This window comes from Nitratiruptor sp. SB155-2 (assembly GCF_000010325.1).
Lineage (GTDB): Bacteria > Campylobacterota > Campylobacteria > Campylobacterales > Nitratiruptoraceae > Nitratiruptor.
Window position 1 is genome coordinate 122,068 of record NC_009662.1, and the last position, 24,224, is coordinate 146,291.

Consider the following 24,224-nt stretch of genomic DNA (forward strand, 5'->3'; position numbering starts at 1 on the left):
ACTCCTTTTCTAGGGATATTATACGATTTTAAGTTCAAAGAGGGGATAATAGAAAAAAATTCATAAGGAATTTTTATGAAAAAACTTTTGATCATCTCTCTTTTCAGCCTAGTTATATGGGCAAATAACTGTCTGGAGTGTCACAAAGGTATAGAAAATATCCGTGATCCTCATAGCGGTATGGCAAAGGCGATTGCCAAAAAGGCGGAAGAAGCCGGATTTACCGATAACAGCTGTATCGTCTGCCATGGAGGCAATCCAAAAGCTACTACCAAAGAAGAAGCCCACAATGGAACTATCGCTTACTTTTTGGAACATGAGGGTCCAAAAGAGTTCTATCCAGATCCCGGAAGTGCGTGGATCAATAAAAATACATGCGGGATGTGTCACAAAAAGCAGGTTGCCTCGCAGATGAACAACTTGATGAATACGGAGCAAGGTAAGATTCAAGGAGCTCTTTGGGGATTTGGATGGAATATACGGGAACACAAGTACGCAAACTATAATCTCACTAATTTGCACAAACGGTTTGGAACAACCGCCTATCAAAACTATATGCAGCAGCTTACACAAAAAGAGCCCCAGGTTTTTGTAAAAAAGACGATTGAATTGCCTCCGGCACCAACAGCAGAGGAAGTACAAAAAGATCCGAAACTAGCAGCCATCACCTATCTTCGCCAAGAGTGTCTCAGGTGCCATACGGCAAGCAAAGGCAGAAGCAGAAGAGGCGATTTTCGAGGAATGGGGTGCAGCAGCTGTCATATTCCATATTCCAATGACGGATTTTATGAAGGAGGCGATCCCACGATTCCCAAAAACGAGCCGGGACATCTGCTAACCCATCAGATCCAATCGAGCCGTGAAGCAAAAGTACATATTCATGGAGTCACATATAGTGGTATTCCGGTAGAGACCTGCACTACCTGTCACAACAGAGGAAAACGGATAGGGGTGAGCTATCAAGGCCTTATGGAGACTGCATACAACCCAACTTACGATAAGCATGGCAATCCTCAGCCAAAACTCCATACAAAACACTATCTGCATATGAGTGAAGATGTACACTATAAAAAAGGGATGTTGTGCCAGGATTGTCATACCAGTATCGACGTACACGGGGATGGAGCGATTGCAGGATCCACACTGGGGCCTGTGGAGATCGAGTGTCAAGACTGCCACGGAACAGTCAAACGATATCCCTGGGAGCTTCCTTTGGGCTATTCGGAAGAGTTTGGAAGAAAGCTTCCCAATAAACCAAGAGGTGTAACAAAGACTCTTGCAGAGTATTTGAAAAAAGGAACATATTACGATCCAAAAGATGGGTATCTGCTCAGTGCGAGGGGTAATCCTTTGCCAAATGTGGTCAAAGTCGGTGATGAGGTGATTGTGCATCTGGCAAGTGGGAAAGATTTGAGGCTTACACCACTGAAAAAGCTTGCCAAAGAGCATAAACTCTCACAAGCGGGTGAAGTTGCTATGGGACAGATTGGAAAACATCTTGAGAAGATGGAGTGTTATGCCTGCCACGACACCTGGGCGCCGCAGTGCTACGGATGCCATGTGAAGGTGGATTACTCCAAGGGCAAAAAGCATGTAGATTGGTTGGCAGTCGCACACGATCACGATATCCACGGAACCGATGCAGCAAAAAGAAAAACCCTCAAAGAGCACCTGATCGCTGGACAGGTAACAGAAACCAGAAGCTATCTAAGATGGGAAGATCCTATTTTGGTACAAAATGGAGAGGGGCGAATCGCCCCGGCGATTCCTGGATGCCAAACAACGGTTACGGTTATAGGAAAAGATGGCAAAGCGATAGTACAAAACCATATCTTTACCGGAACCGATAACGGCAAAGATGTTTTAGCTATCGATATGGCCCCCGTACATTCCCATACGGTACAAAAAGAGGCAAGAAGCTGTGAGAGTTGTCACAACAATCCAAAAACGATGGGATACGGCATAGGAGGAGGAAAGCTTGTTGCAAGCCCCGGAGATACGTTGATAATTGATCTTATGACAGCCGATGGGAAAGTGATACCTAAAAAGATAACCATCCAAAAACCGGGAGTCGATGGGCTTACCTTTGATTGGAGCCGTATCATCGATGAGAATGCAACGCAGCTTGTAACCGTTGGACATCACTGGAGCCTGTCCAGAGCTCTCAACCAAAAAGAGCTTGACAAGCTCGATCGCAGAGGAGTCTGTATAAGCTGCCACAAAACGATGCCAGATCGAGACTTGGCAGTCAGTTTAATGGTGCATGTGGCACAAGCGGCAAATGTAAAGATAGATAACGATATGCACAAAACCATTTTGCATAAAAACTTGCTGCTTAGTGCCTGGGTTCAAATCGTTGGGGGAATTTTATTGGTATTGGGAGTATTGTACTGGCTTGTTAGAAGAAACAAAAAATCCTAATGATGGTTATGTTACACAGAAAATGCACAAATCTGTGTTATAGTGCATCTAATCAATACAAAGGATCCCTATGATTTATAAAACAACGACAAAAACGCTGATAGATAAGGTAAAAGAAGAGTTGCCAGACAAAGCAAAAACATTTGGATTTGGTATATTGGGTTCGTATGATTTTCAGCAAATATTGAAAAAGAAAGGGTATGACCTAAAAACCCAAATTACAGTCTACGAGCTATGTAATCCCCCAGCAGCGTTTCAAGCTTTAACGACTATAAATGAAATATCGGTCTTTTTGCCATGCAGACTCTCTATCTATAAAGAGAATGAAGAGACTGTTTTGGCAACGATAGGAATAGAAAATATACTCGAAGCAGTTCAAGCGGATGAAGTATTGAAAAAGCATATGAATGAAATTTTTAGCAATTTGCGTAGTTTGATGAGCAGCTTCTAGAGCAAATAGAAGGCATCATTGAAAGGAAAAGACCTTTTATCCAAGTATTGAGAGATATTATGTTCGATAGTCTACTTTAAGAGACTTTTGTATATTTTTTTCCTATACTGATTAGAGATAGCTTAATGAAAAAGATGTTATATGAGCCGAGGTGCTACGCAATGGAAAATTTTCTCTCTTCTACTTCTTTTTGCAACAGTTATTCTGCTCCTTTTTATTGTAGTTGAAAATAGATTTCTTACTAAGAGTGTACAAAAGGCTGCTTTGGAGAATGCGATACAAAAAGCGAAGGAAAGAGAAGAGGTGTTTCGCACATTTCTCAATCAACAAAAAGATCTGTTACAGGCACTCAGACAATCCCATACTGTCATACAAACATGCAATCAAAAAAAGATCAGTCCAAAGTTAGAAGATCTATTTATGACAATGATGCGAGCTAATCCGCAAATATCTCGTATACAGCTGGAAGTTCCAAAGGCCAATTTTGTCATTGGAGTCAAAAGACAAAAAAATCACTATATCAGTTTTAAAAAAGCATACAAAAAGTTTGTATATCCATCGAATCGATTGCATGACAAAGTGGTGTTTTCTTCTATCTTTTTAAAAAAAGATGAATCAAACACTACCATACCTTTCATTACAGCTTCACTTCCACTCTATGAGAAGAGTGTGTTAAAGGGGCTATTGAGTATTGATATCTCGATCGACACTTTTTTGCAACGATTGCTTCATATGCCACTATATGACACAGTACTTTTCGATAATGAAGGCTATCCGCTTATTCATTACAATCATGATTACGACTGGGCTAGATACAACAATATAGCCTATACGATTTTTACTCAATATCCAGATTTTTACAAAAAAATTTTACAAAATAGAATTTATAAAAGCGATTCTTTTGTTACTGCTAGGTTTGACCTTGATCTGAACGACTCTTTATATATGATGTTCAAGCTCAATCGGGACTATTTAACACGACAAAAAGAGCAATTTGTAAAACAGATTTTAATTGTATCGGCCCTAGTCTTTTTTTTCACGATTGCGATTGCTTGGCTGCTAACAAAAATATTTGACTCACATTTTTCCTCTTTAGAAGAAATAGAGACTCTCCATAAAAAACAGAAGCAGATCAACAAAAAATTGACGATGCAAACAATGGAGTTTCAAGCGCTTTTTGAATTTGCCCAAGCGGGTTTTGCCATTGTAGATATTTATACTAAAGAGATCATCAAAATCAATAAAAAGATGATGGAAATTTTAGGTTTTACAAAAGAAGAGATATTGGGAAAAAAATATACTAAATTTGTGACCTCTAGATTTCAGGATCGGATCAAGACGGTTTTAAGGAGTGCGGTAGAGCAGGGGAAAGTTGAAAATTTTATTGCCGAATTTACGGCTAAGAATGGAAGAATTAAAATTCTCAAAAGTTCCATTATCTTTTTACCGGATCAAGAAAGACTCTTGATAACGTGTGAAGATTATACAGCAGTCTATTTACGAGAGCAAAATTTGATAAAAGCTGCACAGACCGATGTACTAACGAATTTACCAAACCGCAGTGCGTACCAGATGAAGCTTGAAGAACAGATGAGTCTTTTTGAACGATACCAAACCGTTTTCTCGATGCTCTGTATCGACATAGATCATTTTAAAAAAATCAATGATACCTATGGGCATAAAGCAGGGGATAAAGTTCTTCAAGAAGTAGCAAAAATCATGCGTAAAACTCTGAGATCCTCCGATACAGTGTTTCGAATCGGCGGTGAAGAGTTTGTAGCATTGTTACCCGAAACCGATCTCGTTGCAGCGAAGCAAGCAGCTCAAAAACTTCGGACAATGATACAAGATCAAATGAAACTTGGTAGTTACAATGTAACAGTGAGTATCGGAGTAACGCAGGTGAATTTCGATGATACGTATGACTCCATTTTTATGCGCTGTGACAAATGTTTGTATCATGCCAAACAAAATGGCCGTAATCAAGTAGTATCCAGTGAAAATCTGTAATATTTTTTTATATAGTTTCCTGATAATAACCATTTTTGAATGCTATTCTTTAAAACCTGTTACAATCTCATGAATATGCAAAAAGGTAGGCAATGCTGAAGTTCGCTGTCTGTCCCCACGATACCGAGACGAAATTAATACGGAAAAGATGGAAAAAAATAAATGAAAAATTTGCATCCTTTCTTCATCAACCAGTCCAGTTGGTCTATTTTGAAAACTACATAGAAGAGCGACAACGTATCAAAAAAGAGCGGTTTGATGTCTATTATGCAAATCCAATCATAGCATATAAACTTTATAAGCAAGGATATCGGCCTATTGGGAAACGAAAAGAGGAACAAGATCGTTTTGTCATCATTGGCAGTAAAAATAGCAAATCAGATGACGAAATCCTTTTGGTTATGGTCTATCTAGAGACTCATATTTTGCCAATTCTCAATTTCGAAGAGATAGATCTCCTCAGAGCAAAAATAGTATATGTCCATTCTCAGCGAGAGATCTATGAAAAAGTTAAACGAGGTGAAGCCGATCTAGGGATTATCTATCAAGATATTTATGATTCAATTGAAGATATAAATAAGGTACCGGTTTATCGTTATTGTACTACGAATTTTTCGCATTTTTTCATGGCTTTAGAGGATGTGGCCGATATGGTTGCCAATGCATTGGAAAAGATCGAAGATTTAGATTTTCAAAAAGTATCCGATAGTGAATTTCTTGAAAGCTATCGCTCCACCTTTCCAATAAAGCCTCTATTGCGAATTAGAGAGCTGTTTGATCTTTCCAAAGCTGTTTACAATATCCCTTTTATCGGCGTTATCGTCTATCAAGAGCATATTGTCTATGCAAACCGTTATATTCAAAATCTTTTAGGATACTCTTTGGAAGAACTTCAAAAGTACAATATAACCGATTTTGTAGAAGATCAGTATAAGGATGATGTACAAAATACAGTGCAAAGACGTCTTAGAGGAGAATATTTTGCACAGAACTATTTGGATCTCAAAATTCAAACCAAATCAGGCTCTTTTCGCTATGTTATCGCTTTTTCAAATACTATAACCTACCAAGACGAATTTTCAGGAATCATTTTTTTAATCGATGTTACGAAAGAGGTTCACTATCAACAATTATATAAAGCTTTGAGAAATATCAACAGGGCGATCACGAGTGTAATGAGTGAAGAGGAGTTGTTTGAAACAGTATGTCAAACAGTTATTCAAGAACTGGATATTGCCCTCGCATGGATTGCTATTCCCGATCAAGAAAGCAAGAGTTTCAAAAGAAGATACGCGTGTGGAGATCTCTCCTATCTTGATGAGATTCAAATCTCGTTTGATGAAAAGATCCCATTAGGTAAAGGGCCGACTGGAATGGCTTTTAGAAATGCAAAAATACAAATCAATGAAAATACATTACAAAATAGAGTGATGAAACCGTGGCGTGAAAGTCTGTTAAGACACAATTTCCACTCTTCAGCTGCCATTCCTATCAAAAAGTATGGGAAAATTGTAGCTATTCTCAATCTTTATGCGACACAGCCCTATTTTTTTAGCGAAGAGCATAAAACACTTCTAGAAGAGCTTGAACATGATCTAGGATTTGCTTTGGAGAAGATCGAGCATATTCAACAAAGCTATATGCTGAGAAAAGCTCTTGAAAAATCGGATGAGTGGGTCCTCGTTGCTGACGAACAAGGAAAGATCATCTATGTCAATGAGTTTGTTGAAAAAGTATCTGGATATACAAAAGATGAGATTTTGGGCAAAAATCCTAATCTATTTAAGTCTGGGTATCAACCGGTACATTTTTATAAGAAACTGTGGTCGGAAATCATCGCCGGAAACGAGTTTGAAGCCATTTTTGTCAATCGGGCAAAAGGGGGAAAACTCTTTTATCTTGATCAAAAAATAGTACCTATTGTACTCCCTGGAGCTTCAAAACGTTTTATAGCTCTTGGACGGGATATTACAAAAGAGAAAGAGCTTTCGCAAGAGCTTGAGCATATACGATATCATGATGTTATTACAGATCTATACAATTTTAATGGATTCAAATTCAAAGTTGAAGAGCTTTTAGAACAGACTAAACAAGGTGAATATGCTGCTTTGGCAGTTATCGATATCGATAGATTTTCCTATTTTAATAAGATATATGGTATCAGCACAGGAGACGAGATCCTAAGGCGAATAGCAACCATGCTGCTTGTCCATTTTGGTAAAGATACTATTATCGCTAAGACGGCAGGAGACGAGTTTAGCCTCTTTTTCCCGAACATTCATCAAGAAAAACAACTTTTTGTTATTAAATTTGAACTCGAAAATATTTTTAGGCACTCGTTCCGCGTAGAAGAGAATGTGATCAAATTGAGCGTTCGAGGAGGGATAGCTCTTTACCCAAGCGATGCAAAAAGCTTTTCGGAGCTTTATGAGAATGCCTTCTTGGCATTAAAGAAAGCAAAACAGGAAAATCAAAATATCATTTTTTTCAATCCAGATATTGAAAAAGGAGTACGCTACTCGCTCCAAGTGCAACAACTTTTAGCTCAAGCCATAGAAAACAAAGAGTTTCTTTTCCATTATCAGCCCTATTTTGAAGCAAAAACACAAAAATTGGCAGGATTTGAAGCGCTTGTTCGGATAAAAGATGTGCATGGTAACATACATTACCCAAACGATTTTATCGACTACCTTGAAGAGTCTACCTACCTTAAAGAGTTTGAATCGTGGGCTTTGCAAGAAGTAGCGGAAAAAATCAATCAATGGAATCTTCCCATCAGCATCAATATTTCAGCAAGAACATTCCAAAACCCTGAATTTCCCATAAAGATAAAGCAGTATACGAAAATGCTGAAAAAGCCAATGAAAGTAGAGATAACAGAGCGCCTTTTTATGAAAGATATTCAATTTACCAAAAAACTAATTGAATTATTGAAAATGTCCGATACATTGGAGATTTGTGTAGACGACTTTGGTACTGGCTATTCATCCCTTTCATACCTTGAAGAGTTGGAAGTTGATGTATTGAAGATCGATATTAGTTTTGTTCGGAAAATGGTCCATAGTTCCCGTGCCAAAGCGGTTGTTCAGGGAATTATTTCTATTGCCAAGGCACTTCATATGAAAACGATTGCCGAAGGGGTGGAAACAAAAGAGCAGTATGAACTTTTACGAGATTTCGGTGTGGATTATATTCAAGGGTTCTATTTCGCAAAACCTATGTGGGAAAATGAGGTGATAGAGAAGTACTTTACGTAGTTTCGGCCAAAGTGCCGAAATGTTACAGACGAGATTTGTATCGTCTGAGCATTTTTTTGCGTGCCGCAATCTTCTTTTTTTTCGTCTTTCCGTTGGCTTTTCTTAAAATCTACGAGTACGCAAAGACAAGTAGTTGTTTTGCTGAGTAAAGCTTGCTCTTCCTCCCTTATGAGTCACGACTATAAAAATTACTTTTATCCAAAAGTCAAGAAAGATTTTCGGTTGTCTCAATCTTTTAAGGCTTTTTTCGATAGTCTTGCATACATGATGCAGGCGAGTGTACATATACTCTCGCCGTATGAGTTTGAAAAAGCATTGGAAAATCAAGATAGTGAAATTACGAAAGCGTTTTTGCAAAGAGTAAAAAGTTCCGGTAGTGTCTTTGTAGTTTAGTGAAGAATAGATGGATGGGGTCAATGAGTTTATCGAAAAATTTGACGAAGATGACGATGTGCAAGTAGTATATACCGATAAGGCATAAGAAAATGACACTTTTTATTGATGGAGATGCCCTGCCAAATATTTTAAAGCCTATTCTTTTACGATCTGTTGAACGGTTAAAGATCCCCACAAAAGTGATTGCCAATAAAAAAATCCACATTGGCGATTCGCCCTGTATCGAAATGATCATAGTATCTCAAGGAGCCGACAGGGCAGATGATATGATAATAGAACTGCTGTCACCTGAAGATTTGGTCATCACTGCCGATATTCCTTTGGCCGATAGAGTGATAACAGCAGGTGGGCATGCGATAGATCATAGAGGTACCCGATATAGTTCAGACAATATCAAACACTACCTTGCGATGCGCAATCTTTTTGAGTCTATTCGAGAAAGCGGAGAGATAACAAATGGTCCAAAACCCTTTACACAAAAAGATGCGCACGCTTTTGCCAATCAACTGAGCGCTTTTTTGCAACGTTTGGAGAAAAGAAAAAAGTAGCAGTATATTCCGGCCCAAGGGCCGAAATGTTACAGACGAGATTCGTATCGTCTGAGCATATAGAGTCGTTTGAGCATTTTTTTGCGTGCCGCAATCTTCTCTTTTTTTCGTCTTTCCGTCGGCTTTTCGTAAAATCTTCGAGCACGAGCTTCTGTGACGATCAAGTTTCTGTCAACTTGTTTTTTGAAAAGGCGGTACGCTTCCTCAAACGACTGGTCAGGTCTCACGAGGATGCCAGGCATACTGACATCACCCCCTTTCGGTTTAAGATTGAACAGAATTATAGCATAAAACTATATCCACTTTTTGAGCTCTAAATTTTTAAGATACAAAAGATAGATCTTTTTAATCCTTTCAAATATCTCCTCGCTTCTTTTTTGATCGTAAATGTGTGAGCTAAGATTTCTATCTTCCAACATATCAAGAACTATTTCATCGTCATCAATGATATGTGCTTTGTAAGCCTCTTTGATACAGCTTCTTGGTGAAAAACACTCGATACCTTGATATGTAAGAACAGCTTTTAAAGCTTTCCATAGCATCTCTACAGTAAATTCAAAGCGCTGCAAAACGCCGTCTTTATCCAGTTCATCCTGAGCGATATCGACAGCTTCTTGGAGCCTCTGTCTGGCCATCTCAAAATTTTTAATCTTTACAAGAACATCACTCTTTTTCATAAAGAACTTTTCCCTCTTTTTCTATCTGTTTTTTGAAATTTTTATCTGCTTCATTGAAAAAAACAATATCCACACTAAGAAGTCCGCTTAGTCTGTCAACTTCTTCTTTTAGTTTTCTTTTTGATCGAAAATCGAGAGGTATCTCTAGAGCAATATCGATATCAGAATATTTTGTAGCATATCCTTTTGCATGTGAACCAAAGAGTATGATCTTTTTTGGATTATATGTCTTGAGATAGTTGACAATTTCTTCGATTCTTTTTTGTGGATTTATATGCTTTTTCACTGTTAAAGCCTTTCTTCAAAAAATTATATCATACAGCTTAAAAGGAAAAAAATTATTAATAAAAACTTAATATTAATAGTGATACAATTGTGAAAAATAATTAAAGGAGGTGCTATGAAAATAGCAAAAAGTATCGTTTTGGCTACCGCTTTGATCGGTATGAGTGCATTTGCAAAAGATGCTCTTATTGAAAAAGCGAAGCAGGCAGGACTTCAGCCAATTCCACAAGAAGTGAGCAAACTTTATAAACTTATCGACAACCCTAAAAACCCTATCACAAAAGAAAAAGTTGAGCTTGGTAAAAAGCTCTATTTCGACCCACGCCTTTCTCGAAGTGGTCTTATCAGCTGTAATACATGTCATAATCTTTCCACTGGCGGAGATGACAATGTACCGGTAGCGACAGGACATAAATGGCGACACAATCCACATCATCTCAACTCTCCGACAGTCTATAACGCTGTCTTTAACCAAAAGCAGTTTTGGGATGGCAGAAGCCCAGATCTAGAGGATCAAGCGACTGGTCCGATTCAAGCGGATGTGGAGATGAATATGCCAAAAGATTTGGCTGTAAAAGTTGTCAAAAGCATTCCGGAATATAAGAAAGCATTTGAAAAAGTTTATCCTGGAGAAGAGATAACGATCAAAACTATAGGAAAAGCGATCGGTGCATTTGAAAGAACGCTCGTTACCCCAAGCAGATTCGATGCATATCTTAATGGGGATGAAAAAGCTTTGAGCAAGGCTGAAAAAGAGGGTCTTAAAACATTTATAGAAGTGGGATGTGCAAGTTGTCACAACGGTGTAGGACTTGGTGGCGGTATGGCACCATTCCCGGCAGTTGGCAAATATAAATATGCAAATATAGGCGATTTCAAAGGTGATAAGAATGGAATGGTAAAAGTTCCGACCCTTAGAAATATTCTTGAAACCGCTCCATATTTTCATAATGGTACAACTTATGATATAAAAGAAGCGATTGCGATTATGGGAGAAACACAACTTGGCAAGAAACTTACTAAAAAACAGATCGATGCAATCGCAACATTTTTCAAATCACTCACCGGTAAAAAACCATACGTTCGCCTTCCTATGCTTCCACAAAGCAGTGCAACTACACCGAAACCAAATCTTGATTAACTTCTAGGGGCTTTGCCCCGAAACCTTTTTGCTACAATAAAGCAAAAAGGAACCCCATGGAATACCGATACATTGGACAATCTGGTCTGAGAGTCACCTCTATCTGTCTTGGTACTATGACCTTTGGCTCTACTACGTCCAAAGAGGAAGCTTTCAAGATTTTAGATAAAGCGTATGATTTTGGTATCAACTTCTATGATACTGCAGAACTCTATCCGGTACCACCTGATAGCAAATGGGCAGGCGAGACGGAAAAAATCGTAGGAGAGTGGCTGAAAACAAAACCCAGAGACTCCATTATCCTTGCTACAAAAGTGGCAGGGGCTGCCAGTGGTTGGTTTGTACCGCCTATTCGCCACGGACTAACCGCAATGGATCGATTTCATATAAAAAGGGCAATTGAAGGATCTTTAAAAAGGCTCCGAACCGATTATATCGATCTGTATCAGATGCACTGGCCAGATACGGTGGTTCCGATAGAAGAGACAATGAAGGCTTTCGATGAACTCGTCAAAGAGGGGAAAGTCCGCTACATTGGAACTTCCAATGACACTGCCTACGGCCTTACGAAAGCCAATATGGTGGCAAGGTATGAAGGTCTTGCGCGATTTGAATCGATTCAGAACAATTTTAGCCTTTTGAATCCGCGATTTTTCGATGAACTGGAAAATGTTTGTAGGCGTGAAAAAGTGAGTCTACTGCCCTATTCACCAATAGGCGGAGGAGTTTTAAGCGGGAAATACAACCAAAAATTTATCCCAGAAGATGCAAGATTTTCCCTCTACCTCAAGCATCCTGTCAAAAGGGTACGTGAACATGCCAAACGGTTTTTCAATGATAAAACCCTTGCCTTTACCGCTGAATATCTTGAAATAGCAAAAAAGTATGATATCCACCCCGTTACGTTAGCCGTTGCGTACAGTAAACACTTCGATTTTGTAGCTTCTACCATTATAGGGGCCAGAAAACTTGATCAACTCGACGTAAGCCTCGCTGCAATGGATCTAAAACTTCCACGACAAATCCTCAAAGAGCTCACTGCTTTGCAGAAAAAATACTGCTATCCGATGGGATAGCAGTAACAACTTCTTATAGTATCAAATGAAAACGTATCTCATGGCAACCATGGTAATCTACATTGAGATAGTGATTTGACGAAAAAAGTAAGAAAAAACCTTGACTTTTACCGCCAATAGTTTTATAATAACCAAAATTAATCAAAAATATAAATTAATCAACATGGATAAACAGGAATGAATTATCTCTATATGCGTTCTAAAAATGATCGATACTCTGTTGCAATGCAAGAAAAGTCCATTCATGACTATTTGCACACTCACAATATAGATGAGTATGCCGAATATATAGAGATCGCACCGGTTTCTCTCAAACTGGATGAGCGTTTGGATCTCAAAGAGTTTATACACTCTTTAAAAAAGGGAGATCATATTCTTGTTTATGATCTTCGTGTGATTTCTCAAAGGGTGGGGGAAGTGGTGCAATTTCTCAACTGCATATTTAGTCATGAATTGAAATTGACGGTGACGAAATATGCTGTCACAATCGATAAAAACACACCAGCTTATGTTGTAGTATCACTTTTAAATCAACTGAGAGAGGAAAACAGAAATGAACCTATTCATAAAGGTAGGCCAAAAGGAAGTATTTCAAGATCTAAATATGATGTTTATAGAGATGAAATCATTGAGATGTTAAAGGAGGGGAAAAGTGTGAGTTTTATAGCAAAGAGTTTGGGAGTAAGCCGGAGCTCTATTCGAGACTATATTACAAGCAGAGAGTTGGACAAAGTTGTTTTGGGGAAAAGTCCAAGTCCTACAATTCCAAAAACTACATGCAAAATCAATCATAAAGGATAAATAATGGCAACAGCAACAGCGAAACCCAATCGAGCCAAAGAGTACCTGAAGAACTGGGTACCATACAGGTACAAGCGGTACGTGATGTTTGCGATTGTTACGATCGTAAGCTTGGTGCTGCCCTGGATACGAATAAACGGGAACCACTTTTTTCTATTGAACTTCGATCATATGCAGCTGCATCTTTTTTTCGTACGGTTCGATATGCAAGAACTGTACCTAATGCCGTTTTTGCTATGGATTCTGTTTTTCGGGATCTTTTTCATCACCACCCTTGGTGGTCGGGTATGGTGCGGATGGAGCTGTCCACAGACTATTTTCAGAGTGATCTATAGAGATCTGATCGAAACGAAACTGCTGCACTTGAGAAAACGGATCAGCAATAAACAGATCGAACCGGATATGAGTAAACCGGAGAATAAAGTCAAAAAAGTGATCGCGATTCTCATCTGGTCCGTTCTCGCATTCATCGCGGCGGCAGATTTTCTGTGGTACTTCGTTCCACCGGAAGACTTCATCAGATATATCCAAGATCCGGCCAACCATACGATCTTGATGGGATTTTGGGTAGGGATCGCTCTATTCTTGATCGCGGACGTGGTGTTCATCAAAGAGAATTTTTGTATCTACATCTGTCCATACGCAAGAGTACAGTCTGTGCTGTACGATGAAGATACCTTCCAGACAGTGTATGACTATAAACGGGGCGGAAGAATCTACGATGAACATGGTAACCTGATCGTGCACAACAAAAAAGAGCTCAAATCCCAAAAAGAGGATGCAGAGTGTACCTTGTGTGAATCTTGCGTCAAAGTGTGTCCTACCCATATCGATATCCGAAAAGGGATGCAGCTAGAGTGCATCAACTGCTTGGAGTGCGCAGACGCCTGTACGAAAGTGATGGGGGCACTTGGAAAAGAGAGCCTGGTACGCTGGACAAGCTACTACGCACTAGAGAGTGGTAAACCAACCCGAGTCTTTCGATTTCGAATCATCGCCTACATCGTGATGCTCACCATCGCATTCGTGGCTCTGTTCTGGATGGGAAGCAAAAAAGAGCATATGCTTCTTAACATCAACAGGACAAGCCAGCTCTATAAAATAGAACCAGACGGCAAAGTGAAAAACACTTACGTCTTCTTGTTCCAAAACACAGAGCGACAAAAACATAAATACTACTTCGAAGTAGTCAACAACAAAGATATCAAGATCGAGCGGCCACGAAAACCGTTTACTGTCATTCCTGGCAAAAAAGTGAAAAAGGTTGTGGTGCTCTATACAGACAAAGTATTGGTGAAAAACAGCAAAAAAGATACACCGATCCCAATCAAGATCAAAGCCTATGCGGTGGATGATCCAAAAAAGATCGCAGTGTACAGAAACACCATCTTCGTCTTCCCGCGTTGGGATATCTATCAAAAACATCTGAAAAAATAGGGGATGTTCTCCCCTGTTGCTGCTACATAGGAGGGGTGGATGAAAGTAGCAATACCGGTAAAAATGAATAAAAAAGATTCAGCGATTTCGCCACTGTTTGGCCATGCCAAATGGTTTGCATTTATTGAAAATGGAAATATCACGATCAAACAGAATCCGCACGATGGAGGAGTACAGGTAGTGGAATGGCTTTTGGATGAAGGGATAGATGTGGTGATCACACAACATATTGGACTCAAGCCTTTTACACTGTTACAAAAAATGGATGTAGATGTATATTATCCGGGAGATAGTCGAATTACCATAGATGAAGCGATGCAGTGTTTCAACCAAAACAGATGTGAAAAGATCACATTTGACTCGATTGAGAAATTTGCACGGCATAAACATTGAGGAGGTATGATGGGCAAAGAGGGATTTAATGAGTTTGGTGAGCCAACACTGCAAAAATTGGATGATTATGGCAAGAAAGCTCCGGAAGAGAAGAGAAAAGCGATACTTTGGGTGATTATCACGGGACTTGTTCTTGGCGTATTTTATGCGATGGCGAAGTACTACTTTAAAGATGTCGGTGAAAAAGAGATCAATGTTCCACGGGAGCAGAAAATCATGCACTATTAGGAGTGAAAAATGAAAAAGGTTGTTGTGCTTGGAGGAGGATTTGCTGGAGTCGAGGCGGCAATATTTTTGAGAAAAGAGGGATTTGAAGTTGATCTCATTTCGCCTAGACCTTACATGTATATCTATCCAACTTCGATTTGGGTACCTGTGTATGAGGCTGAATTTGCAGATGTATGTATTCCTATGAGTGATTTGAGCAATGTCCATGGTTTTACATATATTCAAGACACTATAGAAAAAATTGATGCAAAAAACAGAAAAGCCTATGGCAAAAAGGGTGAATATAGCGGCAATTTTTTGGTTATCGCTATGGGTGCCGGGAAAGTCAAGCATGAAGGAAGTGAACATTATATGAGTATCTGCGGGGAGCCCCAAGATGCAATCCGGATGCGAGACAGACTCGATCTTTTGATAACCGAAAAGGGTCATGGAAAAATTGCCATGGGATTTGGAGGCAATCCAAAAGATAGTTCTGCCGTGCGTGGGGGACCAGCATTTGAGATGATCTTCAATGTGCATAACTACCTCAAGAAAAAGGGTCTTCGAGACAAGTTTGAGCTCACCTTTTTTGCGACAATGGCAGAACCCGGGAAAAGACTTGGCCCACAAGCATTGAAAATGATGGATGTTTTCTTCAATAAACTGGGTATCAAAAAACATTTTGGGAAGAAAATCAAACGGTTCGAGCAAGATGGCATCGTTTTTGAAGATGATAGCTTTTTAGAGAGTGACTATACGATGTTCATACCTGCAAATGCCGGTCACCCTGTCTTTCAAGAATCGGATCTGCCTCTTAGTGAAGCCGGTTTTATTTTAGTGGATGAGTATTGTGAAGTTAAAGATAAGCCAGGAGTTTACGCCATAGGTGACAGCGCTTATATCCAAGGACCACAGTGGAGAGCAAAGCAGGGACATATCGCCGAAGTGATGGCGCGAAATACAGCAAACAATATTGCAATTGATGCAGGTGTGAAAGTTGGGAAAAAGGAGAGCTATATCGAGCATCTCAATATCATCTGCGTTATGGACAGTGGCGACGGAGCGGCCTTTGTCTACCGTGATGACAAGAGAGGATTTATGTTGCCTATGCCTGTCGTGGGACACTGGCTCAAAAAAGGATGGGGATGGTACTGTCGAAACTCTAAACTGGAAAAGATTCCAAGGCTTCCGGGACTTTAAGAAATGTTTACAAAACTTTCACCTATAATAAATTTTTATATTTACGGCTTTCGAAATATGAGCAAGCTTGGTAGAAAGCTGTGGCTCATTATCGCAATAAAGTTATTTATTTTTTTTGTGGTAATCAAGATGCTCTTTTTTCCTGATATCCTGCAAGAGAAGTTTCATTCGGATAAGGAAAGAGCAGACTATGTTATGAAAAATCTCTTGGGAGGGGAAAAATGATTGATCCAACACTCGTTGATTGGAGCAGAGCCCAATTTGCTCTGACTGCAATCTATCACTTTTTGTTTGTTCCGCTGACGTTGGGCCTCTCATTTATCGTAGCGATAATGGAGACACTCTACGTCACCACAGGAGATACAAAATGGAAAGAGGCGACACTCTTTTGGATGAAGCTCTTTGGGATAAACTTTGCCATTGGGCTTGCTACCGGAATTATTATGGAGTTTGAGTTTGGAACCAACTGGGCAAATTATAGCTGGTTTGTTGGTGATATCTTTGGGGCGCCTTTGGCAATTGAAGGGATAATGGCTTTCTTCTTGGAATCTACCTTTTTTGCCGTCATGTTTTTTGGTTGGAATCGAGTGAGCAAAAAGTTTCATCTTCTCTCCACTTGGCTTGTAGCCATCGGATCAAATCTCTCGGCCCTTTGGATTTTGGTGGCCAACGGATGGATGCAACATCCTGTTGGTATGCAGTTTAACCCCGAAACTGCCAGAAGTGAAATGGTCAACTTTTGGGAAGTGATTTTCAATCCTAACGCATACAATAAATTTTTGCATACAATCAGTGCTGGCTATATCACTTCCGCAATCTTTGTAGTTGCCATAAGCGCTTGGTTTTTACTAAAAAATGAAAAGATGAAAGATTTTGCAAAACGATCTATTTTGGTGGCTGCCAGTTTTGGTCTGATTACTTCAACTTATAACATTTTAACAGGTGACAACTCAGCCTATACGGTTGCTCAAAACCAACCGGTCAAGCTTGCTGCCATGGAAGGGCTTTATCAAGGAAAAAAAGGTGCTGAGATTGTCGCTTTCGGTATTTTGAATCCCGATAAAAAACTGGGGGACAATCAAGAGGATTTCTTATTTCAAATCTCCATTCCAAAAGCACTTTCAATTCTTGGATACCACAAACTGGATGCCTATGTCGCAGGTATGAATGATCTTGTGTATGGAAACAAAGAGCACGGAATCGAATCGGCTGCAAGCAAGATAGAAAAGGGAAAAAAAGCGGTCGCTGCTTTGAAATCTTTTGAAGAGGCGAAAAAGCAAGGTGATATCCAAAAAGCTAGTAGTGCATTGGCTCAATTTAGACAATATGAAAAGTATATGGGGTATGGCTTTTTGGATATGCCTGAGGAAATTGTACCACCGGTGCAGCTTACATTTTACAGTTTTCACACAATGGTCGGGCTTGGCATCTGGTTTTTTGTTCTTATGATCGTAATGCTCTATAAAGCGATGACAGGTACTTTAACAAAAACCAGAACATGGCTCAAGCTGGCTTTTTACTCCTTGCCTCTTGGATTTTTGGCGAATGAGCTTGGATGGATAGTGGCAGAAGTCGGAAGGCAGCCTTGGGCCGTACAGGATCTCTTACCAGTGAAGATGGCAACAACCCATATCTCTACTGCTTCGGTGATGATAACATTTTGGCTTTTTGCAATTTTGTTTACATTTCTACTTATTGCAGAAGTGAAAATTATGGCTACGCAGATCAGACTCAAAGGGGGCGAAAATGTTTGAGAATATGAGTACCTACACCTTGCAAGAGTACTGGTGGTTTATCGTTTCGCTCCTTGGAGGTCTTTTTCTCTTTCTCACTTTTGTTCAAGGTGGCCAGACAAAGCTTGGTCTTGCTGGCAATGAGGAACAAAAAGATCTAATCGTCAATGCTTTGGGGCGGAAGTGGGAGCTAACCTTTACAACATTGGTTCTTTTTGGTGGAGCCTTGTTTGCTGCATTTCCACTCTTTTATGCAGTGAGTTTTGGTGGCGCCTATGGGCTTTGGATGGCGATTTTGTTCAGTTTTATCATTCAGGCGGTAGCATACGAGTATAGAAAAAAGCCAAACAACTTTTTCGGACAAAAAGTGTACGAGCTCTTTTTATTTCTCAATGGAACAGTCGGTATATTCTTAATTGGTGTGGCATTGGCATCTTTGTTTACAGGAGCCGCTTTCAAACTGGATGATATGAAACATATGACATGGCTAGGAAGCATGAGAGGATTGGAGGCTTTGGGAAATCCTTTTAATATCCTCTTTGGACTTATGATGGTTTTCCTTGCCCGTCTCAATGCCAATCTCTATTTCATGTTTATTTTGGATGATCCTGAACTTGTAGAAAAAGCAAAAAAGGCAATAAAAACAGATTTTGCGATATTTTTGGTTCTGTTTTTAGCGGTAGCCGGATGGATTTTGAGTATGAGTGGTGTGGGATACGAACAAAACAAATTTTTTGTAGTAGCACATAAATATCTCAATAACTTTCTTGAGATGCCATTTGTATTGGGCGCTTTTGTGGTTGGTGTCGGATTGCTCCTGGGAGCAGTCGTGATGGCTTTAAAAGGAGTCAAAAAAGCATTTTGGTTCAGCTCAACTGCCATTACATTAGTAGGACTTTCACTTCTCCTTGTTTTAGGATACAACCATACAGCCTACTATCCAAGTATTGCCGATATTGGCAGTTCACTTACCATTGAAAATAGTTCGGGTAGTAGAGTGACCCTCATTACGATGAGTTATGTCTCTTTGATGGTGCCATTTGTTGTGGGATATATTGCCTATGTATGGAGACTTATGGATAGTAAGCCGTTAAGCGAAGATGAAGTAGAAAATGATGTTATGAGTTATTAAGGAGAAAAGATGGGTGAAGCTCTATTTTGGTATGCAAGCTGGCCTCTTGTGATTTGGCTGGCATATAAATTTGTGCGACTTAATATCGATCATGCTCCAAAAGAGTAAATAAAAGAGTATCAAAAACATTGTGTATTATCACAACTATCCATTGATATTTTAAATAATTTTTAAAATAATCGGTGTAAAATGTAATATGTTTTTGTGAAAGGAAAGAATGGAAAACTTTTTGCAAGAAAATAAAAAGTATTTTCAATGGATTAAAATGGAACATGAAAATTTTTTAAATGAATTATTATCAACATTAGTAAAAGATACCGTCTCAATAGAAGAAGCAGAAGCTTTAGGTGCCCAAGTTTTTGAAAGAAGGATTAGTTTTTCTAAACTTGCAATTCTTTTGGATCTTTTCTCTCAAAAATTGAGTGATTCCGAATATGAAAGGTATCTTGTTATCCGGGATATGGTAGCTAAAGGTTATCTGAAAAAAAGACTTCCACAAGAGATAGAAAGTATAAAACTTGGAATCAATAATAATCCAAACCTCGTCTCTAAGGGGGATTTGGCAATTGTTACTGAATTACTTAATTGGTTGGAACATTTGATTGATAGTTTTGTCCATGAAACTGAGCCTCCAAAAATCAACGGTAGAATTTCTAAATTTATTAAATTTGTGAATGAGAGAAGTGGAATATTTTTTGATAATGAAGTTGTCAAGAAAGACTTTTTAAAAACGAATACAGAATTATACGAATGTGCTCAAGAAGTTGTCAATTTTTACGAACAAAAACGCTATTTTTATTTTAATCTTACTTATATTGAGCTAATAGCCCTTTTTCTAAAAATGACAACGCTTTTAAGTGGTATGTTTTTAGAAGAAGAACTTCTTTCTATTTATGTTGATCCAATTACTAAATTGCCTAACAGATTTCAATTATTAAAGGATCTTCAAAAGTTTTCTGATCTTTATCTCCTAATTTTGAATGTACATTCTTTTTCAAGACTCAATGTTCTATATGGTTATGATTTTGGTGATGGAATTTTGAAAAATATTGCTAATAAACTATTACAAACATGTGCTGTAAAATGTTACCGTATATATGGAGATGAATTTGCTATTTTATTTGATAAAGAAGAGGATATTTATCAGTTTTTTCAAAAAATCAATGGATCAATAGAAATAAAAACAAAAGATGAACCATTTACGATTTATTTTTATGGAGCATTTGATGAATTTGTTCCTCAATCGCTAGAATCATGTGAATTTGCTTTATTTAGAAGTGAAAAAAGGGAACTTTTAGATTCACGAACAGTAAAAGAGATGATTCATGAAGTTAAAAATGAACTTACTCTGACGCAAAAACTCAAAGAAATCATGGTAAAAGATAATATTATTTCTTATTACCAACCAATTTACAGTACTGATGAAAATGAAAAAAAAGTTTTGAAATATGAAGTGTTGATGAGATTGGAATTCGACGGTAAAATATTAGCTCCTGGTGAATTTCTTTCAGTGTTGATTGAAGCTCCATTCTATACCGAATTTACAAAGTCACTACTTATAAAAAGTTTTCAAACGTTTGCAAACAATAATTTTACTTTTAGTATAAATTTTACACTGAAAGATATTAAAGATAAAAATATTAAAATTTTACTTGATACATTATGTAAACAACAGCCAGAAGTTGCGAAACGATTAACAATAGAAATTGTTGAAAGTGAAGCTTTAAAAGAGTTTGAATTATTAAATGAATTTATACAGTTCTTTAAGCAATATAATGTCTCTTTCGCACTTGATGATTTTGGTAGCGGGTATTCTAATTTTGCTCAGTTTGCAAAACTTGATATTGACTATATAAAGATAGATGGTTCAATAATACAAAATATTTTGATTGACACAAAAATGCAAAAACTTTTAGACTCAATAATCGCTTTTGCAGATAATTTACAGCTTAAGACAATAGCTGAATTTGTAGATAAAAAAGAGCTATTTGAAATTTTATCTGATCGTGTTGATATGATTCAAGGATATTATATCGGCAAACCTGAACCACTCCTTATACAAGCGCAACTTTAGTAGCAAAAAATTTTCTTCAAAAGCATTATAATTTAAAAAACAGCTAAAAGGAGGCCAAAATGGCTAAACTAACAGAATTCGAACAAACAATAGCGCAAAGAATTAAAGAGCAGATCGACCTAAACAAAGACAAACCAGAGCTCGGTAATGTGGACATGGAAAAAGCGATGGAGCTATTAAAAGAAGCTGGAGCGATTTTACTCGATGTCAGACCGCCTGCAAAAGTAAGCGGTGAAAATGCAGAAGAGGCTGATATCCCAGATAGCTACTATACTCCGTATACTGAATTTACTGAGTATCTTGACATCTTGCCGGCCGATAAAACGACCCCTATTATCACAGCGTGCTTAAAAGGTTTTTTTGCCAACAGAGTGAAAGGATATCTTGAAATGCTTGGATATGAAAATGTCTATGCATTCAGCGGAAATATAGAAGACTGGATCGCTGCACATAAAGCACATACGGGTGAGATATAAACTGATACTGGGGCTTTTGCCCCTACTGTTTTTAGGATGTGAATCCAGAGTCTACAAAAAAATCTACGCTATTCCATCTACTCCTGTAACGTGTCTAAAACTTCAAGCTGCAAATCCCATCATTGCCTATGCTCTTCAAAAAAGAATCGATTTTCAAAACGATTGCCCTTTTATCCTAAAAACCTCTTCACATTTTATATCTACCTGTACTTCGGTAAAAGCAAAAGCTCTAGGTAGCGATTTTGATGGTTTTTTACGCTTGGAACTTTTTGAAAATAACAAGCTTTTGTATAGAGACCAAGTCGATTTTAAAGGATGTGTAACACAAAAAATAGTTGATACTCTGTTACAGTCGCTGCAAAAGGATATGAAACTCTCAATAAAGATACGTTATAATCGAAAAAAATAGCGTAAAGGTCCCACATGAAACTCGGTTTTAGTCCCTATTTGGAGGTTGGCGGGAAAAAAATGGATATTCATAAAGTGTGTACGCTTTTAGAAGCTTTACAAGAAGAGGGTTCCCTACTTCGGGCTTCCAAAAAGAGTGGAATGAGTTATAAGGGAGCATGGGATCTTTTGGCTCTTCTCAACAGTGGAAAGAATCAGCTCACATCATCCAAAATCGGTGGTATACGGGGTGGGGGAAGTGAACTGACACCGTTTGGCAAAATGGTGTTGCAAAAGATGAAGGAGCTTTTAGAAATTGAGCAGAAACTCAATGTTTTGATCAAAAACTATGAAGCAATGAATGGACTCAAAGAGTTCAAAAAGATTTTACAAAACTCATTATATAAAAATGTAATATCCGTTGTGATAGAAGAGGTGAAGCCCAAAGGGAAAGATGTTTTGATTACCGGGTTATGTGGAGGAAACCGCTTAAAAGCGCGATTGTCGAAACCAAAAGAGCAGTTTTTTATAGGGCAAAAAGTCTTTTTTGTATTTGATCCATCATCCGCAAACCAAAAAGGTGATAATCTTTTAAAAGGAATCTATGCAGGCAAAGAGAATGGAAAAACAAAACTGATCGTTGATGATCATGAGGTTTTCATTGAAGGAAAGGTTGAGCTTAAAAATGGTTTGGCTTATGTATCGATCAAGCCAAAAAGTATCCAGGTGATTCCATGCAGTATCGATTAAAGAGGGAGCGGCGAAAAAGTTTCAAGATAGAAATCCATAATGACGAAGTTGTTGTCAAGGCCCCTTTTTGGGTATCAAAAAGTAGTATTGAGACTTTCGTACATACCCACAGATCATGGATAGAAGAAGCGATACGAAAAAAGCTTCAAACGAGGAGAAAATTTGAATTTGGTGAAACTTTTCTACTTTTGGGAGAACGCTATCCTTTATATAAAGGCACTGGTAAGCTTTGCTTTCACGATGGAGTTTTTTGGTCCAAGGAACCCAATAAAGAGGCTTTTCGAAGCTTTTATAAAGATTTTGCCAAAAAGTATATATACCACAGAACAGAACAACTTGCATCAAAATATAACTGTCTATATAACGGTTTGAAAATTACAAGTGCTAAGAAGCGATGGGGGAGCTGTACATCAAAGAAAAATCTCAATTTTAGCTACAGAACGGTAATGCTTCCGCCAGAACTCATTGACTATATCATCATCCATGAACTTTCACATTTGATGTATATGAACCATTCCAAAGAGTTTTGGAGACTCGTGGAAAAGAGAATGCCAGATTACAAAGAGCGTCATAAGAGACTAGCCACTTTTTTGGTGGATGATATTTAAAAGGCGTAGGTTAAAGAGAGTTTTGTCAGTGTGTCTGTCTTTTTCTTACCGGCTGGTGGAAGATTGTCATATTTGATTTCATAGGAGAACTTCAGTCCTAGTTGGTCAACGATATGGAGATTCAAAGCAGCGTCCAGTTTGCTCTCATAATCTTGGTTCTTTTGCAGATTTTTGATGGTATAGAAATTTGTTGTCAAACTATTTTTCGTTGTTATATGATAGGTATAGTCGATTTCTGCTTTTATGTAGTGAAAATCCTGTTTTTGGTTCGTTGTTAGATCATTGTAGCGATATTCGTACCCGCCCAGAACGTTGACTTCATGCTTTTTATTAATTGAGAGCTTGTATCCGATTCCCGGGTTGACGCTGTACTGGGCATCGTATCCTTCAAATCTGTTGCGCAAGAATCCAAACTTCATAAAAGTGAAAAGGCGTTTGTCGTAATTGAAAAAGAGATCGCTATAGAGTCTATAGCGCTCATTATCTGTTTCCCCGTCCTTTCTTGAATAGAGCATATCCGCTTTGAGATCAAACTTGATCGACTTTGTCCAGTAGGTTTGAAGAGAGTAGCCAGCACTTACGGAACTGGAATCGGAGTTCCCTGTCGTAGCGAAATAGCCGAACTCTATTTTTTGATCAGTCTTGGCAAAAAGCGCAATACAGATACAGGGAAGAATCAAAAACTTTCTCATCTCTTTTCCTTTTTGGAACGAGATTGTACCAAACGAATATTAAGCAATATTTAGATAAAATTTTTCTTAAAA

General features: G+C 38.3%; 25 protein-coding genes. 21 read left to right on the forward strand and 4 right to left on the reverse strand.

Going from position 1 to position 24,224, the window contains the following annotated elements:
- The first annotated feature begins 75 nt into the window (after nucleotides 1-75).
- From NIS_RS00720 to NIS_RS00745, 6 genes are all read left to right on the forward strand, one after another.
- A complete protein-coding gene (locus NIS_RS00720; protein ID WP_011979674.1) occupies nucleotides 76-2,421 on the forward strand; it encodes a cytochrome c in 2,346 nt (781 codons plus the stop codon).
- A gap of 70 nt (nucleotides 2,422-2,491) precedes the next feature.
- Nucleotides 2,492-2,872 (forward strand): DUF302 domain-containing protein, encoded by a 381-nt coding sequence (locus tag NIS_RS00725; RefSeq protein WP_011979675.1) that lies wholly within the window; start codon nucleotides 2,492-2,494, stop codon nucleotides 2,870-2,872.
- A gap of 141 nt (nucleotides 2,873-3,013) precedes the next feature.
- A complete protein-coding gene (locus tag NIS_RS09900) occupies nucleotides 3,014-4,882 on the forward strand; it encodes a sensor domain-containing diguanylate cyclase (protein ID WP_011979676.1) in 1,869 nt (622 codons plus the stop codon).
- Nucleotides 4,883-4,974: 92 nt separating this feature from the next.
- Nucleotides 4,975-8,139, forward strand: a complete 3,165-nt coding sequence (locus NIS_RS09905; protein WP_011979677.1) for an EAL domain-containing protein — start codon at nucleotides 4,975-4,977, stop codon at nucleotides 8,137-8,139.
- A gap of 138 nt (nucleotides 8,140-8,277) precedes the next feature.
- Nucleotides 8,278-8,532: a hypothetical protein gene (locus NIS_RS00740; protein WP_041353946.1), complete on the forward strand. Its 255-nt coding sequence runs from the start codon at nucleotides 8,278-8,280 to the stop codon at nucleotides 8,530-8,532.
- A 92-nt stretch (nucleotides 8,533-8,624) separates the two neighbouring features.
- On the forward strand, nucleotides 8,625-9,083 hold the full coding sequence (locus NIS_RS00745) for a YaiI/YqxD family protein (protein ID WP_011979678.1): 459 nt from the start codon (nucleotides 8,625-8,627) through the stop codon (nucleotides 9,081-9,083).
- 29 nt (nucleotides 9,084-9,112) lie between these two features.
- Here NIS_RS00745 and rpsU read toward each other — a convergent pair whose 3' ends face one another.
- From rpsU to NIS_RS00760, 3 genes are read right to left on the reverse strand one after another with little or no spacing between them, the layout of a single operon-like run.
- On the reverse strand, nucleotides 9,113-9,325 hold the full coding sequence (rpsU, locus tag NIS_RS00750; protein WP_011979679.1) for a 30S ribosomal protein S21: 213 nt from the start codon (nucleotides 9,323-9,325) through the stop codon (nucleotides 9,113-9,115).
- A 51-nt stretch (nucleotides 9,326-9,376) separates the two neighbouring features.
- The gene (locus NIS_RS00755) at nucleotides 9,377-9,760 is read right to left on the reverse strand and encodes an HI0074 family nucleotidyltransferase substrate-binding subunit (RefSeq protein ID WP_011979680.1); all 384 of its coding nucleotides are present in this window, start codon (nucleotides 9,758-9,760) and stop codon (nucleotides 9,377-9,379) included.
- Nucleotides 9,747-10,046: a type VII toxin-antitoxin system MntA family adenylyltransferase antitoxin gene (locus NIS_RS00760; RefSeq protein WP_011979681.1), complete on the reverse strand. Its 300-nt coding sequence runs from the start codon at nucleotides 10,044-10,046 to the stop codon at nucleotides 9,747-9,749. Before NIS_RS00760 ends, NIS_RS00755 begins: the two co-directional genes overlap by 14 nt.
- 114 nt (nucleotides 10,047-10,160) lie before the next feature.
- Between NIS_RS00760 and NIS_RS00765 the strand changes: the two genes are divergently transcribed.
- The 15 genes from NIS_RS00765 to NIS_RS00835 all read left to right on the forward strand — a co-directional run bounded on the left by NIS_RS00765 (nucleotide 10,161) and on the right by NIS_RS00835 (nucleotide 23,460).
- Nucleotides 10,161-11,186 (forward strand): cytochrome-c peroxidase, encoded by a 1,026-nt coding sequence (locus NIS_RS00765; RefSeq protein ID WP_011979682.1) that lies wholly within the window; start codon nucleotides 10,161-10,163, stop codon nucleotides 11,184-11,186.
- A 56-nt stretch (nucleotides 11,187-11,242) separates the two neighbouring features.
- On the forward strand, nucleotides 11,243-12,262 hold the full coding sequence (locus tag NIS_RS00770; protein WP_011979683.1) for an aldo/keto reductase: 1,020 nt from the start codon (nucleotides 11,243-11,245) through the stop codon (nucleotides 12,260-12,262).
- Between the two features lie 177 nt (nucleotides 12,263-12,439).
- Nucleotides 12,440-13,063, forward strand: coding sequence for a recombinase family protein (locus NIS_RS00775; protein WP_011979684.1), 624 nt, complete (start codon nucleotides 12,440-12,442; stop codon nucleotides 13,061-13,063).
- A 3-nt stretch (nucleotides 13,064-13,066) separates the two neighbouring features.
- Nucleotides 13,067-14,500 carry a cytochrome c oxidase accessory protein CcoG gene (gene ccoG / locus NIS_RS00780; protein ID WP_011979685.1) on the forward strand — a complete coding sequence of 478 codons (1,434 nt, stop codon included), beginning with the start codon at nucleotides 13,067-13,069 and terminating at the stop codon, nucleotides 14,498-14,500.
- A gap of 39 nt (nucleotides 14,501-14,539) precedes the next feature.
- The gene (locus tag NIS_RS00785; protein ID WP_011979686.1) at nucleotides 14,540-14,893 is read left to right on the forward strand and encodes a NifB/NifX family molybdenum-iron cluster-binding protein; all 354 of its coding nucleotides are present in this window, start codon (nucleotides 14,540-14,542) and stop codon (nucleotides 14,891-14,893) included.
- Nucleotides 14,894-14,899: 6 nt separating this feature from the next.
- A complete protein-coding gene (locus NIS_RS00790) occupies nucleotides 14,900-15,121 on the forward strand; it encodes a hypothetical protein (protein WP_148164053.1) in 222 nt (73 codons plus the stop codon).
- Nucleotides 15,122-15,130: 9 nt separating this feature from the next.
- On the forward strand, nucleotides 15,131-16,300 hold the full coding sequence (locus tag NIS_RS00795; protein ID WP_011979687.1) for an NAD(P)/FAD-dependent oxidoreductase: 1,170 nt from the start codon (nucleotides 15,131-15,133) through the stop codon (nucleotides 16,298-16,300).
- A gap of 3 nt (nucleotides 16,301-16,303) precedes the next feature.
- Nucleotides 16,304-16,525, forward strand: a complete 222-nt coding sequence (locus NIS_RS00800; RefSeq protein WP_011979688.1) for a DUF4492 domain-containing protein — start codon at nucleotides 16,304-16,306, stop codon at nucleotides 16,523-16,525.
- A complete protein-coding gene (locus NIS_RS00805; RefSeq protein WP_011979689.1) occupies nucleotides 16,522-18,054 on the forward strand; it encodes a cytochrome ubiquinol oxidase subunit I in 1,533 nt (510 codons plus the stop codon). The genes NIS_RS00800 and NIS_RS00805 overlap by 4 nt, the downstream gene beginning before the upstream one ends.
- On the forward strand, nucleotides 18,047-19,165 hold the full coding sequence (locus NIS_RS00810) for a cytochrome d ubiquinol oxidase subunit II (protein WP_011979690.1): 1,119 nt from the start codon (nucleotides 18,047-18,049) through the stop codon (nucleotides 19,163-19,165). The genes NIS_RS00805 and NIS_RS00810 overlap by 8 nt, the downstream gene beginning before the upstream one ends.
- 217 nt (nucleotides 19,166-19,382) lie before the next feature.
- On the forward strand, nucleotides 19,383-21,239 hold the full coding sequence (locus NIS_RS00815; RefSeq protein WP_011979691.1) for an EAL domain-containing protein: 1,857 nt from the start codon (nucleotides 19,383-19,385) through the stop codon (nucleotides 21,237-21,239).
- 59 nt (nucleotides 21,240-21,298) lie between these two features.
- A complete protein-coding gene (locus NIS_RS00820; protein WP_011979692.1) occupies nucleotides 21,299-21,715 on the forward strand; it encodes a rhodanese-like domain-containing protein in 417 nt (138 codons plus the stop codon).
- Nucleotides 21,705-22,124, forward strand: coding sequence for a hypothetical protein (locus NIS_RS00825; RefSeq protein ID WP_011979693.1), 420 nt, complete (start codon nucleotides 21,705-21,707; stop codon nucleotides 22,122-22,124). The genes NIS_RS00820 and NIS_RS00825 overlap by 11 nt, the downstream gene beginning before the upstream one ends.
- 14 nt (nucleotides 22,125-22,138) lie before the next feature.
- Entirely contained in the window at nucleotides 22,139-22,852 is a 714-nt protein-coding gene (locus NIS_RS09910) for a TOBE domain-containing protein (protein WP_011979694.1), read from the forward strand.
- Nucleotides 22,837-23,460 carry a M48 family metallopeptidase gene (locus NIS_RS00835; RefSeq protein ID WP_012081532.1) on the forward strand — a complete coding sequence of 208 codons (624 nt, stop codon included), beginning with the start codon at nucleotides 22,837-22,839 and terminating at the stop codon, nucleotides 23,458-23,460. Before NIS_RS09910 ends, NIS_RS00835 begins: the two co-directional genes overlap by 16 nt.
- Here the strand turns inward: NIS_RS00835 and NIS_RS00840 are convergent.
- A complete protein-coding gene (locus NIS_RS00840) occupies nucleotides 23,457-24,152 on the reverse strand; it encodes a DUF481 domain-containing protein (RefSeq protein WP_012081533.1) in 696 nt (231 codons plus the stop codon). The two genes, NIS_RS00835 and NIS_RS00840, sit on opposite strands and share 4 nt — an antisense overlap.
- Between the last annotated feature and the right edge of the window lie 72 nt (nucleotides 24,153-24,224).